The sequence below is a fragment of the Flavobacterium plurextorum genome (assembly GCF_002217395.1).
GTDB classification, from domain to species: Bacteria; Bacteroidota; Bacteroidia; order Flavobacteriales; family Flavobacteriaceae; genus Flavobacterium; species Flavobacterium plurextorum.
Genome location: NZ_MUHD01000024.1, coordinates 1 through 15703, shown reverse-complemented (window position 1 = coordinate 15703; position 15703 = coordinate 1). Strand labels below are relative to the sequence as shown.

11 protein-coding genes are annotated in these 15703 nt (G+C 33.2%); 6 read left to right on the top strand and 5 right to left on the bottom strand.

The window, feature by feature from the left end:
- Positions 1-210: 210 nt before the first annotated feature.
- On the bottom strand, positions 211-828 hold the full coding sequence (locus B0A81_RS12880; protein ID WP_089058418.1) for a thioredoxin family protein: 618 nt from the start codon (positions 826-828) through the stop codon (positions 211-213).
- Between the two features lie 186 nt (positions 829-1014).
- Between B0A81_RS12880 and pyrH the strand changes: the two genes are divergently transcribed.
- From pyrH to B0A81_RS12865, 3 genes are all read left to right on the top strand, one after another.
- Complete coding sequence (gene pyrH / locus B0A81_RS12875; protein ID WP_089054323.1) at positions 1015-1722, top strand: UMP kinase; 708 nt, start codon at positions 1015-1017, stop codon at positions 1720-1722.
- Between the two features lie 134 nt (positions 1723-1856).
- Complete coding sequence (gene frr / locus B0A81_RS12870) at positions 1857-2420, top strand: ribosome recycling factor (RefSeq protein WP_089054324.1); 564 nt, start codon at positions 1857-1859, stop codon at positions 2418-2420.
- A gap of 118 nt (positions 2421-2538) precedes the next feature.
- On the top strand, positions 2539-5034 hold the full coding sequence (locus B0A81_RS12865; protein ID WP_089058417.1) for a DUF5686 family protein: 2496 nt from the start codon (positions 2539-2541) through the stop codon (positions 5032-5034).
- A gap of 118 nt (positions 5035-5152) precedes the next feature.
- Here B0A81_RS12865 and B0A81_RS12860 read toward each other — a convergent pair whose 3' ends face one another.
- The 4 genes from B0A81_RS12860 to B0A81_RS12845 all read right to left on the bottom strand — a co-directional run bounded on the left by B0A81_RS12860 (position 5153) and on the right by B0A81_RS12845 (position 9501).
- On the bottom strand, positions 5153-7423 hold the full coding sequence (locus B0A81_RS12860) for a cation:proton antiporter (protein ID WP_089058416.1): 2271 nt from the start codon (positions 7421-7423) through the stop codon (positions 5153-5155).
- A gap of 214 nt (positions 7424-7637) precedes the next feature.
- Positions 7638-8357, bottom strand: coding sequence for a LytR/AlgR family response regulator transcription factor (locus tag B0A81_RS12855; RefSeq protein WP_089058415.1), 720 nt, complete (start codon positions 8355-8357; stop codon positions 7638-7640).
- Positions 8320-9081: a sensor histidine kinase gene (locus B0A81_RS12850; protein WP_089058414.1), complete on the bottom strand. Its 762-nt coding sequence runs from the start codon at positions 9079-9081 to the stop codon at positions 8320-8322. Before B0A81_RS12850 ends, B0A81_RS12855 begins: the two co-directional genes overlap by 38 nt.
- A gap of 90 nt (positions 9082-9171) precedes the next feature.
- A complete protein-coding gene (locus tag B0A81_RS12845; protein ID WP_089058413.1) occupies positions 9172-9501 on the bottom strand; it encodes a DMT family transporter in 330 nt (109 codons plus the stop codon).
- Positions 9502-9680: 179 nt separating this feature from the next.
- Here B0A81_RS12845 and B0A81_RS12840 point away from each other — a divergent pair, with 179 nt between their 5' ends.
- The 3 genes from B0A81_RS12840 to rpoN all read left to right on the top strand — a co-directional run bounded on the left by B0A81_RS12840 (position 9681) and on the right by rpoN (position 15510).
- Complete coding sequence (locus B0A81_RS12840; protein WP_089058412.1) at positions 9681-12047, top strand: efflux RND transporter permease subunit; 2367 nt, start codon at positions 9681-9683, stop codon at positions 12045-12047.
- 407 nt (positions 12048-12454) lie between these two features.
- Positions 12455-13900, top strand: coding sequence for an asparagine--tRNA ligase (gene asnS / locus B0A81_RS12835; protein WP_089058411.1), 1446 nt, complete (start codon positions 12455-12457; stop codon positions 13898-13900).
- Between the two features lie 149 nt (positions 13901-14049).
- Positions 14050-15510 carry an RNA polymerase factor sigma-54 gene (rpoN, locus tag B0A81_RS12830; RefSeq protein ID WP_089054333.1) on the top strand — a complete coding sequence of 487 codons (1461 nt, stop codon included), beginning with the start codon at positions 14050-14052 and terminating at the stop codon, positions 15508-15510.
- Positions 15511-15703 lie beyond the last annotated feature (193 nt).

The following is a 15703-nucleotide window of genomic DNA, read 5'->3' as shown; positions in this document are numbered from 1 at the left end:
AATAGTGCATTTTTTAATTGTTAGACATTAAATAAACACCAATAAAAAGAGTAAATCAAAAAGTAAATAATAGAAGTGGGATTGCTTTACTAAGATACAAAAATAATACTAAAAAAAATAACTCAAATACATTTTTAAGAGCATTATAACATTTGTTATCAACAAGTTACAAACATACAACTCAAGAATTCGTTTCGTAAATATTATAAATTAAAGCCTGTCATATTTGATATTTTCCATAATCTGAACCAATTCTTCTTGAACAGAAATTCCTTTATCAGCCAAATACCACAATTGAAGGTCTGTTTTAATTTTTTCATCAATTACGCCAAATTCCTTTTTATAGTTTTCCATCAATTCAGATGCTCCTTTTGGTCTTGGTCCCCAATCTGCGCGAACAATTCCGGCTTCTTTGCAAACAATAATTACTTTAGGTATTGCTCTTCCTCCATTTGTTAAATAATGATCCATCAATTCCGTATTCTCATCGCGGAAAACAATTCGAAGATCAATTTTTTTATTCGAATCATGTGCCATTTTATTCAAAATTGGAAGAATTTGCGCAGCATCACCGCACCAGCCTTCAGAAATAACCAGCCAGAAATAATGATTATTTAAATTTTGAAGCTTCGAAATTATCTCTTCAGAAATCTTGATTGTTTTGTCTAATCGATTCATTCTTGCTTCATTCAGCTTCGAATAATTGGTCAAACTTTCAGACTGTTCGTCTCCTGTCGATTTTCCTTCTATAAGCAGATCAGTGACTATTTTTCTATATTCTGCATAGGAATGACTGTTGAATAATGCCTTTGCTATAAATTTTTTCATAAATAATTATTTGATTACTATAAAAATACGGAATTTAAGAAGATGCAGAAATGACTTTTATCACATTCGTTAGAAAAAAAGCAAAAGTCGTGCAGTATTAAAAGAAAAGAGCAATTAATTTTTTGTAAACATTATTTTTAAAAATCAGAATATGTCTATATTTGCACAAATTAACGCAACACAAACATGAAATATAAAAGAATTCTTCTAAAACTTAGCGGCGAGGCCTTAATGGGTGATTTACAATACGGAATTGACCCTAAAAGATTAGGCGAATATGCAGACGAAATTAAGCAGATTCACGCAAAAGGAGTAGAAATTGCTATCGTTATTGGAGGAGGAAATATTTTTAGAGGCGTTGCTGGTGCAAGTGCAGGAATGGACAGAGTACAGGGCGATTATATGGGAATGCTTGCTACTGTAATTAACGGAATGGCTTTGCAAGGCGCACTTGAAGACAAAGGAATGAAGACGCGTTTACAAACGGCTTTGAAAATGGAATCTATTGCAGAACCTTATATTAAAAGAAGAGCTGATCGTCACCTTGAAAAAGGAAGAATTGTAATTTTTGGTGCCGGAACTGGAAATCCATATTTTACAACTGATACTGCAGCAGTTTTAAGAGGAATCGAAATTAATGCAGATGTTATCCTAAAAGGAACTCGTGTTGATGGTGTATACGATTCTGATCCTGAAAAAAATGCATCAGCTGTAAAATTTGATATGATTTCATTTGATGACGTTCTTAAAAAAGGACTAAACGTAATGGACACAACCGCTTTTACATTAAGCCAGGAAAATAAATTACCAATTGTTGTTTTTGACATGAATAAAATAGGAAACCTATTGAAAATCTGTGAAGGCGAAAACATTGGAACTGTAGTAAACGTTTAAGCTGCTTTAGATTGTTAGATTGAAATTCTAATAATCTTCAAAAACAAAAAAATAAAATTATATTAGTTAGTAAATTAAATGATCTGTTTTTAATCTCAAAACCAATCGTTTAAAAATCTAAAAAAATAAAAAAAATGACTGAAGAAATCGATTTTATATTAGAAAGTACTGAAGAATCAATGAACGGTTCTATTGCACACTTAGAAAAAGAATTTCTAAACATTCGTGCAGGAAAAGCTTCTCCAGCAATGTTGGGAAGTGTTTTTGTAGATTATTATGGTTCAGCAACTCCGCTTTCGCAAGTTTCAAAAATCAGCGTTCCTGATGCAAGAACAATTACTTTACAGCCGTTTGAAAAAAACATGCTGCAGGTTATAGAAAAAGCAATTATGGTTGCTAATATTGGTTTTAACCCAATGAATAACGGAGATGTTATTATCATAAGCGTACCGCCTTTGACTGAAGAGCGTCGTCGTGATTTAGCAAAACAGGCAAAATCTGAAGCTGAAGATGCTAAAATTGGTGTTCGTAACGTACGTAAAGACGCTAACAACGAAATTAAAAAATTAGAAAAAGACGGAACATCAGAAGACATTTGTAAATCTGCTGAAGAAGAAGTTCAAAATCTAACAAATACATACATTAAAAAAATTGATGAATTATTGGCTGAAAAAGAAGCTGAAATCATGAAAGTGTAATTGTATTTCATAACAAAATAAAATCCGTTTGGTTAAATTTTACCAAACGGATTTTTTTATTCTTATTTTTGCATACTTAAATGACATATTTTTCGTTTTTGAATCTATATAATTCTCTATGAGGCTATTTTGCTTATTGACTTTACTTTTTACGCTTAGCATACAGGCGCAAGTTCAAATAAGCGGAATTGTAACTGACTCAAACAACAAAGCACTTCCGTTTGCTACGATAACTACTTCAAACAGCACTAATACAATTACGGATGTAGATGGAAAATTTATTTTTAACATTGACTCAAAAACGGGAAGTTTTGCGGTTTCATACATTGGTTTTCAAACTAAAATCATAAGCATTACAGAAAATAAAAAATTCTATCCAATTTCGTTATCTCAAAAAACAGACGCTTTACAAGAAGTTATTGTTTCAAATGAAAACCCTGCTTTAACGATTATTAGAAAAGTAATCGCCAATAAAGACAAAAACGATCCACAAAAAAAACTCAGCAGCTTTGAATACAAAACCTATAACAAACTGCTCGTTACTGCAAATCCAGATTCTATTGACGGAAGAATAGATTCTTCTGCCGTTTATAAAGACTTTAATAAAAAGAAGATCAACATAGATTCATCTGATTATAAGTTTAAAGAAATTATAAGCAAACAGCATTTGTTTCAAACTGAAAAGGTATCACAATATCAATTTGGAGAAAATAAGCTGAAAGAAACTGTTTTGGCAACTAAAATTGCAGGTTTTAAAAACCCGATTTACGAAGTTCTTGCTTTCAACCTGCAGTCTATATCTATTTACGACAATAAATACGAGCTGTTTGAAACCAAATATGAAAATCCAATTTCGAGATCAGCACCTTCAAATTACAATTATAAACTGCTGGACACTGTGAACATAAAAGGTCGAGAAACTTTTATGATTTATTTTAAAAACAAGCAAAAACGAAGGGCTTCAGGATTAGAAGGCGTATTATATATTGATGCAGAAAACTTTGGTATTGCAAAAGCTGTTATGCGTATAAAAGGCGTTTTGGACATTAGCGGAATTCACGAATTTGAATATGTTCCAAAAGAAAAAATATGGTTCCAGAGTAACACCACTTTTAAAATTGTAAAAGGGAAAAATGATGATGACATCAAGATTCTGGGCGGAACGATTCAGTTTGACGGAGATGTTGCAGATAATTACGAACCGCGAAAAAAAACAGCTTCAGATTTTACGTATTTGCTTTCTGAGAGCAATAATTTTGATGTTCATTACAACACGAGTTCCTCTATAAAAAATCCTTCGCTTTATATCGAAATTAAAGAAGATGCCAATAAAAAACCTGAAAGTTTCTGGAACGAATACCGAAAAGACAGCTTAGATTTAAAAGGTCAAAAAACGTATCAATTACTCGATAGTTTATCTGTAAGCAAGAGAATTGAAAAACGTTTAGGACTTGGGCGAAAAATCATCAATGGCTATCTGCCAATTGGACCAATTGATCTTGATTTAAAAAAAATAATCAGTTACAATAACTACGAAGGTTTCCGATTGGGACTTGGCGGCATAACAAACGATCGTTTTTCTAAAAACTTCAGAATTGAAGGATATACGGCTTACGGTACGAAAGACGGCGCTCTTAAATACAATTTAGGAGTTGGTGTTTTGCTTGATAAAAGCACTAATACTTGGCTAAACGGATCTTATACAGATGATGTCAGGGAAATTGCGAGTACCTTTTTTGCTGTTGACAAACGGGTGTTTAAAATCTATGATCCAAGACCTATCAACATTAGTACATTTTATAAATACGACAGCTGGAAAGCAAACGTTCAAACTAAAATTATTCCTAAAACAGAAGCTGTATTTGAATTATCAAGAAGCTTTGTTGAACCTAAATTTGATTATCTCTTTAATTACAACGGTCAGCTGTACTCGAGTTATGTTATGACAACAGCAATGCTCTCGATTGTTTGGGCTCCATTCAGTAATTTTATGCAGACGCCGACAGGAAGAAATGAATCCGATAAAAAGTTTCCAAGGTTTACTTTTCAATTCACGCAATCCCTGCCAAATGTTTTAGATAATGATTTTACTTTTGGAAAAATAGATTTTAAAACGGAGTACGAAAAGCAATACTTAAACGGTCAAAAAACCAGCGTTTTACTTCAGGGAGGTTATGCAATTGGCGATGTTCCAATTACGCATTTATACAACACAATGCCGAATAACTTAACTAAAGAAACCGTAATTCAGCGTATTACTTTTGCCGGACGAAACAGTTTTGAAACCATGTTTTTTAATGAGTTTTTCTCTAGTCAATATGTATTCTTTCAAGTTAAACATGGTTTTGACCGAATCAAGATTATGAAAAAAGTACGTCCTTCTTTGGTTTTAGTGACACGAATGGCTTGGGGAAACATGGAAAATCCTGAGCAGCACGTAGGACCAACTTACAAAACATTAGACAAAGGCTTTTTTGAATCGGGAATTGAGTTAAATAAAATCTTCAAAGGTTTTGGTTTAGGCGGATTCTATCGTTACGGTCCAAATCAACTTATGAAGTTTGAGGATAATATTGCCGTTAAGATTTCTTATGTGATTGATTTAGGGTTATAAGATTTCAATTTTACCTATTATTTGTCATTTCGACCGAAGGGAGAAATCAGAAAAAAAATCCCAAACTCCAATTTTACGATTGGAGTTTGGGATTTTTAAATTGTAATTTCTAAAAAAATTATGGCTTCAAAATCAAAACTGAAGGTGTATTATTCAGCCAAGTACTTTGCGATTCTATTAGTTTTTTCCAGCTGTCTAAACTAATAATCATTAAATTCTGGCTTTCAATAAACTCTTTTTTAATTGTTCTGTCATGCATAATCATAATATGATTTGGGGCAATTTGTTCAATAGATCGAATCGTTTCTTGAATCTCGCGAGTATTTTTCACATCACCGCTGGCATCTAAAACTGTAATCTGTGAACCATTATTATTGATTAATTTCTTAGCATATTCAATTAAAAAAGCATCTTCTTTACTAAAAACGGGCATAAAAATCTGATTGACTTCTTCTAAATCTTTATCGATAAGTATACCAACCGGCATTTTAGTTTTTGCAATAATATGACGCGTTCTTTCATCAAAAGGAGAATTTTCAAACAATCCTTCTTTTCCTGTAAATTTATCGATTAAACGGTCGGGATTCACTATTCGGGTGGTAAAACCAAGTATTTTCCCCAGCAATGTACCTTCAAAAATAGATTGTCCTAAACCAACTAACAATAAATCATATTCACCTTGGTTTGCCGAATCAATAATCTCGGCATCAATATCGTTGGTAACTTTAAAAACACTTACCATGTTCTGATTCAAACGCTGAGATTCTTCAACAACCGGCACTAACATTTTACGTTCATGATCTTTTATATCAAACGAATGTATTTCTGTGCTCAATGATAAATGCATCGCTGTTACGATTGTATTGTCGCCTTGTTTTTTAACCAAACTATTTGCGATCTTCAACAGTTTCTTTCCTCTTTCAGGAGTTGCAAACGACAATAAAATCTTGTATTTGCTTTTATTTCCAATTTCCTGCGGCACGACTGTTTCTTTATCTTTAAATATAAATCCGATAAAATCTAAAGCTGGACCAGTCATAAAAGTCGTCACTAGAGCCATAATTACCATCATAGTAAAAATCTCTGTAGATAAAACACCAAGATCGTAACCAATGTTTAACACGACCAATTCCATTAAACCTCGAGTATTCATTAAAGCTCCAATAGCCAAACTATCTTTCCAGTTTTGTCCTACGAACTTTGCAGCCAATGCACTTCCAAAGAATTTTCCAACAACCGCAACTGCAATAATCAATCCTGTAATTTTCCATAAAGCAGGATCATTTAACAAGCCAATTTGAGTACGTAAACCTGTAAATACAAAAAATAACGGTAATAATACAATTATAGAAACGTCTTCGACTTTCTCAATAAATATATTTCTGAACTTATTATTTTCCGGCATAATAGCTCCTGCTAAAAAAGCACCAAACAAAGCATGAATACCAATTAACTCTGATGCATACGCAGAAATAAGAAGGGTAATAAAGAAAATAGCAACAACGGGTTTATTTAAACTTTCTCTTGTTGAATTTAAATCTCCAACACGTTTTAGGAACGGGCGAACAATTTTCAACATTATAATTACATACAAAATAGCGAGTCCAATAACATATAAAGCACTTGTAAAAGAACCTGCTTTTACAATCGCAATTACAACTGCCAAAATACACCAAGCCGTAATATCATCTGCTGCAGCGCAAGTTATGGCAATGGTTCCTAATTTTGTTTTCTGCATTCCGCGTTCCTGTACAATTCTAGCTAGAACTGGAAACGCAGTAATACTCATGGCAATTCCCATAAAAAGTCCAAAAGAAGCGAACTCAACACCAACTGGCGCAAACGTATGGTAAATATAATAGGCTAAACTTAATCCTAAGGCAAATGGAATTACAATACTTGCGTGACTGATAACAACAGCGTCATGCGCTTTATTTTTTAGAACTTTTAAATCCAGCTCCATACCAATAACAAACATGAAAAGAATTAAACCAATCTGGCTTAAAAATTGCAAATTACCTAAAGATTCTTTTGGAAATAAAGCTGCCGAAAACTCTGGAAAATACATTCCCACCAATGACGGCCCTAAAACAATACCAGCAATCATTTCGCCAATTACAGATGGCTGTCCTATTTTTCTAAAAACCCATCCAAACAAACGTGCCACCAAAATAATAGTAACGATCTGTGCTAATAATATAGCTAACGGATGCTGCAGGTTTTCGACCATTGAATGCAAGAAATCATTCCAATGATTACTTTCGATCTTTTTCTTAACGATATTACGCCCCACTTCCAGCGCTGCGCCTTTTGAAATTACCCAATATATCAGCGCTGTAAAACCACCGATAATTGTAACGTAAAATAAAGAGTTTTTAATGTTATTCATAACTCATTCTTTTGATTTATTGCAGCAAATATCAGAACTGAGGTTTAAGTGAAAAAGGAAAACTACACCTAATTTTCAATGTATGTAACAAGTGGGAAAAACTTTGTAATAAGTTATAAAAACGATTGTCATCCTTAGCGAAGTCGAAGGCTTAACACCCTTAATCGGGCATCGACTACGCTCAGCGTGACAGAAAATAATTTATCACAAGCGGCTATAGTTTTACTTTTTTTAAAAAATCAGAACGATAGGTTTCACTTAAAATTATAGTACCATTTTTGTTGTTTTCATCCGTATGATGCAATACAATTTCATTATGATTAAAGAATTTTATGGCTTTTACAGCTACAATTTCTTTTTTGTTTGCGCGACAAAAATCGGCATCAGGCAATTCCTCTAAAAGTGTGTCGAACTTAACATTTTTCAAATTCAAGAAACTTCCATCTGTAAGTAAAACCGTTTTATCACGACTATCGCTTGAAGCCGTTTTTATATATTGAATTTGATTAAAATACAGCAGTGTTTTGCCTTTATCAGTATTTAGCTGAATAAACTTTTTAGCAGCATTAGGCTTTTCAAAACGTTCTACAGCTTTTGTAATTGCTTTTTGCAGACGTTCTAATTTTACAGGTTTTGTAATATAATCTATCGCATCAATATTAAAAGCATCGGCTGCATACTCTTTGTAAGCCGTGCAGAAAATAACCATTTTATCACTGAGCATTTCCGCTAGATGAAGTCCATCCATTCCAGGCATTTCGATATCTGATATTAATAAATCAAAATCGAGATTCGGAATATCTGATAAAAGTTTCTCTGGATTATTATACGTTTTTACAATTTCGACTTCATGAATTTGTTCACAAAGCATTTTTAAGTACATTAATCCGGGAAGCTCATCGTCCAGCAGCAAGCATTTCAGTTTTGTATTCAAGGAGATCAATTTTTAGATGAGCAATATAAATATCGTTTTCTACAAACCTGTCAAGTTTGAAATTATTTTTATAAATAATCCTTAAACGATGTTCCAAAGTAGCATGACCAAAACCGCTGCGTTCTTTTTTAAGTACTTTTTTATCTGAGATTTTATTCGAAACCGTCATAAAAAAAGCATTATCGCGAAACTCAAAAACAACTGATATAAAGGCATCAGCGCTTTGCAAATCAGCATGTTTAAAGGCATTTTCAATTAAGTCAATCGAAATTAAAGGCGCCAGCAAAGGCTGATCGTATAATTTATCTTCCTTATTAATGTTGGTTTTTATCTTTAATTCGAAAAGCGGACTAATCTTGATTTTATTGATTTCGATTAAATTCAATGCAAAATCAATTTCTTCTTTTGCGGTAACAAATTTCTTTTTGCTTTCGTATAAAATATAGTCCAAAACATTCGCCAGTTTATCTAAAGCAAAATAGGTTTGATAAGCATGTGACTGAATCGAATTTAGAATATTCTTAAACAAATGCGGATTCAGTTTTGATTCTAATGTTTCTAACTGTAAATCATTCACCTTAACTTCAAGCGCATAAAAACTCCTTTCGGCATCATCTTTTGCCTTCTTCGCCTGCATTAATTGGTAAATCATAAAACAAATTATGATGATGAGAAGTAAAAGAATCGCTAAAAAAATAAATGTTGTGGTATTGTTTTCCTGCATTTTTAGTTTGTTTTTATGCCACTGATTAAAATGATTTTTTCTAGACTTAAAAAATCTGTGAGAATCTACGTAATCTGCGGCTTATTTTTTTTAATGACTAGAAACAAATTTCAATCCGATAATTGAGGCAATTAATGTTGAAAGGAAAAATATTCTCCAAAAAGTAGCTGGTTCCTTAAAAATTAAAATTCCAACTAGAACAGTTCCAACAGCTCCAATTCCTGTCCAAACCGCATAAGCCGTTCCAATTGGCAGTACCTGTGTTGCTTTATACAATAAAATCATACTGATCGAAAGGCACACAAAAAAACCAATCATCCAGTAAGTAGATATCATTCCTGCTGTTTCTTTTGCTTTTCCAAGGCATGATGCAAAGCCAACTTCAAAAAGTCCTGCAATAATTAATAAAATCCAACTCATTTTCTTTTCCTTTTAAATTAATTGCAAATATGAGAAAAGCTGATGATTAAACAGTGAAAAGAAAGAAATTTATCACAAAAAATAATATGAATATTTGTGTTAACATTAAGTAAAATACAATCTATTGTTTATGATTTTGAGCACTTTTCACTACATTTGCATCCATTTTTAAAGAATTTATGAAAAACAGTATCCAAGTTGGATTTTGGGAAAAATTGGCCCGAATTATACTTAAAAACAGAATAACAATTCTAATTGTGCTTTCTGCTTTAACCATTTTCCTTGCTTTGCAATGGAAGAATCTTTCAATGACTTATACCGAAGCAAATCTGCTTCCGAAAGACCATATTGCTAATAAAGATTATCAAAAATTTCTAGACAAGTTTGGCGAAGAGGGAAATCTTGTCGTAATTGGTTTTAAAGATCCTAAATTTTTTACTCCAAAAAATTATGCAGCTTGGAATGAGCTGATGACAGGTTTAAAAAAATCTAAGGAAGTTGATTTAGTGGTTTCATTAAATGATTTAAAGAAACTTGAAAAAGATACCGTTAACGAAAAATTTGTTTTATCACCGTTTATTGATCAAAGCAAAGTTTTAGATCCAGCTTATTTAAAAACTGTTCAATACGATTTATTTCATAATTTACCTTTTTACGAAGGTCTTTTATTCAATAAAGAAAGCGGCAGTGTTCGTTCTGCAATTTATATCAATAAAGCTTTAGTCAACACAGCCGAAAGAAAGACTTTTATCTTAGAAAATTTAGTTCCGAAAATCGATAAATTCGAAAAAACTACTGGAATTGATCTTCGCGTTTCCGGAATGCCGTATATCAGAACGATCAATGCGGACAATATGAAAGGTGAAATTGGTCTTTTTATCGGCGCGGCTTTATTTACCGTTTCTTTGATATTCTTTTTCTTTTTCCGTTCGTTCAGAGCGACGTTCATTTCGATTTGTATTTTAATTGTTGGCGTAATCTGGTCTTTTGGAACGCTGGGATTATTTGGTTATAAAATCACAATTTTAACAGCAATTATTCCGCCGTTAATTATCGTGATTGGTATTACAAACTGTATTTTCCTGATCAACAAATACCAGCAGGAAATCAAATTACATAACAATCAGGCAAAAGCGCTGCAGCGTGTTATTTCAAAAATTGGAGTTTCGACTTTAATGACGAATTTAACAACGGCAATTGGTTTCGCAACCTTTATGATTACAGGAAATGATTTGCTTTTTGAGTTTGGTTTAGTAACTTCAATCAACGTAATTTCTGTTTATTTATTGACACTTTTTATTGTGCCGATTATATACAGTTTTATGCCATTACCAAAAGAGAAACACTTATATCATTTAACTAAAACATATATTTCGACACTTTTAAATGTTGTTGAAAATCTAGTTAAAACAAAACGTAAAATTGTATACATCGTTTACGGTTTGCTTTTAGTTTTCAGTGTAATTGGAGTTTCGCAAATGAAAGTTTCGGGAAGTTTAATTGGTGAAATGCCAAAAAGCGCTTCTTTCTTTAAAGACATTTTATTCTACGAAAAAGAATTTAACGGAGTAATGCCGCTTGAAATTATGATTGACACCAAAAAGAAAAAAGGTGTTATGAAAGCGTCAACCATTCGCAAAATGGATGAACTGCAAACTACAATCGCAGAAATTCCAGAATTGGCAAAACCAGTTTCGATCGTGAATTTAGTTAAATATTCAAAACAGGCTTTCTACAACGGAAACCCAGAATATTATCAATTACCGACTTCGCAAGAACAGGCTTTTATTTTAAGTTACGCTAAAAACGCAACTAAAAACAGCAAAGAAAATCTAATGAAAGCTTACGTTGATTCGACTGGACAATATGCCCGAATCACGACTTTCATGAAAGATATTGGTACGGATGAAATGGCAAAAGTGGAGAAAAAACTTCACACTAAAATAGATGAAATTTTTCCAAAAGACCGTTATGAAGTGACTGTTACTGGAAAAGCATTGGTTTTCCAAAAAGGAACATCGTATTTAGTAGATAATTTAATTGAATCACTGATTTTTGCAATCGCGGTTATTGCGATTTTAATGTTGTATTTATTTAGATCTTTCAAAATGGTAATGGCGTCTGTAATTACCAATATTTTACCGCTTTGCATTACATCTGGATTAATGGGTTATTTCGGAATTCCGTTAAAACCGTCAACAATTTTAGTGTTTAGTATTGCGTTTGGAATTTCGGTTGATAATGCGATTCAGTTTATGGCAAAATACAAACATGACCTGCTTCAAAGCGGCGGAAAAGTAAAGAAATCGGTTTTCAGTGCTTTAAGAGAAACTGGAATCAGTACTTTTTACACCTCAGTAGTTTTGATTCTAGGTTTTGCAACATTTACGTTATCAAGCTTTAGCGGAACGATTGCTTTGGGAGGATTAATTTCTTGCACTTTGGCTTTTGCGATGTTTGCGAATTTAGTGGTTTTACCTTCGTTGGTTTTGACTTTTGAGAAGAAGAAAACTAAGAAAGAGGAATTGGAGAATTTGGATAAGTAAGATTTTCTTTTGCCACGAATTTCACGAATTGACACGGATTAAAATAAAAAACCTTCATCAAAGGTTGACACACAGTTTGTCATTTCGACGAAGGAGAAATCTTCGCAAGTAGCTCCGCACTGCAATTCCAAACTTTGTAGAGTTTCTTACGGAGATTTCTCCTTCGTCGAAATGACAAAACAAAAGAAATTACTTCTTATGAAAACGGGTGTCCTAGCCCTGATCGTCCCGAAGTTTCGGGAGGCATCCTTTCTATTTTTTCTTTAAAAATAGAAAGATACAGCGAAAAGAGAGCGGGACACGAGCTAAAAGCGAATTGACGAAGTAAACAGCTTCAAAAATTAATTATTATCGTTTATATTTGCAGTTGTTGAAAAACAAATAATTTAATATCAATATTATATAAAATGAAACACACAAAGGTTAAAGACTTATTAAACAGTACGACGACGCTACAGGAAGTGAATGCAAAAGGATGGGTGAGAACTTTTAGAAATAATCAGTTCATCGCGCTTAATGACGGTTCTACAATTAATAATATACAATGTGTTGTTGATTTTGAAAATACACCGGAAGAGACTTTAAAAAGAATCACAACTGGAGCTGCGGTTTCTGTAATTGGAACTTTGGTTGAAAGTAAAGGCGCAGGTCAGAAATACGAAATTCAGGTTTCAAAAATTGAAATTCTTGGAGATTCTGATGCGGAGAAATTCCCAATGCAGCCTAAAAAACACTCTTTAGAATTTTTACGTGAAAATGCTCACTTACGTGTACGTACGAATGCTTTTGGTGCGATTATGCGTGTGCGTTCAGTATTGTCATTTGCAGTTCACAAATATTTTCAGGAAAAAGGTTTTGTTTATGTAAACACGCCAATTATCACTGGAGCTGACGCTGAAGGTGCTGGAGAAATGTTCCAAGTAACTTCATTGCCTTTGGATAATCTTCCAAAAAATGAAGAAGGAAACATTGATTTCAAAAAAGATTTCTTCGGAAAACATACGAACTTAACGGTTTCTGGACAATTAGAAGGGGAAACTTTCGCAATGGCTTTGGGTCAGATTTATACTTTTGGACCAACGTTTAGAGCTGAGAACTCAAACACTTCTCGTCACTTGGCAGAATTCTGGATGATCGAACCTGAAGTTGCTTTCAACAACCTTGATGACAACATGGATTTGGCTGAAGATTTTATTCAGTATGTAATTAAATATGCTTTAGACAATTGTGGAGATGATTTGAAATTCTTAGAAGGAAGACTTCTTGAAGAAGAAAAATCAAAACCACAAGCGGAAAGAAGCGAAATGGCTTTATTAGAGAAATTGAACTTCGTATTGGAAAACAACTTCAAACGTGTTTCTTACACTGAAGCAATTGACATTTTAAGAGATTCTACTCCAAACAAAAAGAAGAAATTTCAATATATCATTAACGAATGGGGCGCTGATTTACAGTCAGAACACGAGCGTTACTTAGTTGAAAAACACTTTAAATGTCCGGTAATTTTGTTTGATTATCCAGCAAACATCAAAGCGTTTTATATGCGTTTGAACGATAACACTGAGCCAGGAAAAGAAACAGTTCGCGCAATGGATATCCTTTTCCCTGGAATTGGAGAAATCGTTGGTGGTTCTGAAAGAGAAGAGCGTTACGACGTTTTAATCGAAAAAATGAAAGCTTTAGAAATCGATGAAGAAGAATTATACTGGTACTTAGACACCAGAAGATTTGGATCAGCTACTCACGCAGGTTTCGGTTTAGGATTTGAGCGTTTAGTATTGTTTGTAACAGGTATGACAAACATTAGAGACGTAATTCCTTTCCCAAGAACTCCTGGAAGTGCAGAGTTTTAATCGATTTAGTTTAAAAAAGTTTCAGGTTTCAAGTTTCAAGTTATTGGAGCGCGAACTAAAATAATAATATTTGTTTCAGGTTTCAAGTTTCAAGTTGTGGTACGTTCTGCAACCTGAAACTTGAAACTTGAAACTTTTAACAAAATCAAATGCTAAAGCAATTTTTAAATTTAAAATTATCCCAAAAATTATCTCCACAGCAAATTCAGCTGATGAAGTTAATTCAATTGCCTACGCAAGCTTTTGAACAGCGTTTATTAGAAGAAATGAACGAAAATCCAGCTCTTGAAGCAGGAAAAGAAGATGAATATGAAGCTGATGAATTCGCTAATGAAGATTACGACGATTATGATGATGCAGAATCGGACAGAATCGAAGCTGATGACATTAACATTGACGAATATCTAAGCGACGACGATACGCCTGATTATAAAACTCAGGTGAATAATTACAGTGATGATGAAGAACGCGAAACACCTTTTGCTTCGCCAATTAGCTTTCATCAGGATTTAATCAATCAGTTGAATACTTTTATTTTGAATGATGAAGAACGCGAAATCGCCGAATTCCTTGTTGGAAGTATTGATGATATGGGTTACATCCGCAGAAGCGTTCCAGATATCGTAGACGACATGGCTTTTACTCAGGGAATTTATACTGACGAAGCAATGGTCGAAAAAATGCTGACTGTAATTCACGAACTTGAACCTTCGGGAGTTGGAGCACGCGATTTGCAGGAATGCTTATTACTTCAATTAAAGCATAAAACACCGACAGAATATGTTGATTTAGCGATCGATATTATCGAAAACCAGTTTGATGCTTTTACGAAGAAACATTACGATAAACTTTTACAGAAATACAGCGTTTCGAACGAACAGCTTAAAAAAGCAATTCACGAAATCGAAAGATTAAACCCAAAACCGGGAGGTTCTTTTACAGGAAATAATAAAGTCACTGAAAATGTAGTTCCGGATTTTGCCATCAGAATTGTTGATGGTGAATTGGAATTGACTTTAAACGGAAGAAATGCTCCTTCTCTGCACGTTTCTAAAGATTATCAAGAAATGATGCAGACGTATAAAGATTCTCGTGATAAATCATCTGCCCAGAAAGATGCAGTTCAGTTTATCAAACAAAAACTAGATTCGGCCAAATGGTTTATCGACGCAATCAGGCAACGTCAGGAAACGCTTTTTGTAACGATGAATGCGATTATGCATTATCAGGAAGAATATTTCTTAGACGGTGACGAAACCAAACTTAAACCAATGATCTTAAAAGATATTGCTGATATGGTTGGTTTGGATATTTCGACAATTTCGCGTGTTGCCAACAGTAAATATGTCGAAACACCATACGGAACAAAACTGATTAAAGAATTCTTTTCTGAAGCCATGAAAAATGACCAAGGAGAAGATGTTTCTACTTTAGAAATCAAAAAGATTCTTAAGAATACAATTGAAGAAGAAGACAAAAAGAAACCACTTCCAGACGATCAATTGGCAGAAATTCTAAAAGAAAAAGGATATCCAATCGCAAGAAGAACAATTGCAAAATACCGTGAACAATTAGACATTCCAGTGGCAAGAATGAGAAAGAAAATTTAGTTTTTTTTTGTTAAACCATATAAGAAATATAAGTTCATTAAAAAAACAAACCCGATAGTTTAAAAACTATCGGGTTTGTTTTTTCTTTCTTATCCATACTATTAAACTGGACTGAAGTCTGCTCTAAAATATGTATCAAACCTCTTACTCTTTTTTAGTTCCGAAGGAACAAATTATTTTGTAGAGCTGGACT

Coding starts and splice junctions, on each gene's coding strand:
- B0A81_RS12880 (WP_089058418.1), bottom strand. CDS start 828: ATGAAAAAATTTATAGCAAAGGCATTATTCAACAGTCATTCCTATGCA.
- pyrH (WP_089054323.1), top strand. CDS start 1,015: ATGAAATATAAAAGAATTCTTCTAAAACTTAGCGGCGAGGCCTTAATG.
- frr (WP_089054324.1), top strand. CDS start 1,857: ATGACTGAAGAAATCGATTTTATATTAGAAAGTACTGAAGAATCAATG.
- B0A81_RS12865 (WP_089058417.1), top strand. CDS start 2,539: ATGAGGCTATTTTGCTTATTGACTTTACTTTTTACGCTTAGCATACAG.
- B0A81_RS12860 (WP_089058416.1), bottom strand. CDS start 7,423: ATGAATAACATTAAAAACTCTTTATTTTACGTTACAATTATCGGTGGT.
- B0A81_RS12850 (WP_089058414.1), bottom strand. CDS start 9,081: ATGCAGGAAAACAATACCACAACATTTATTTTTTTAGCGATTCTTTTA.
- B0A81_RS12845 (WP_089058413.1), bottom strand. CDS start 9,501: ATGAGTTGGATTTTATTAATTATTGCAGGACTTTTTGAAGTTGGCTTT.
- B0A81_RS12840 (WP_089058412.1), top strand. CDS start 9,681: ATGAAAAACAGTATCCAAGTTGGATTTTGGGAAAAATTGGCCCGAATT.
- asnS (WP_089058411.1), top strand. CDS start 12,455: ATGAAACACACAAAGGTTAAAGACTTATTAAACAGTACGACGACGCTA.
- rpoN (WP_089054333.1), top strand. CDS start 14,050: ATGCTAAAGCAATTTTTAAATTTAAAATTATCCCAAAAATTATCTCCA.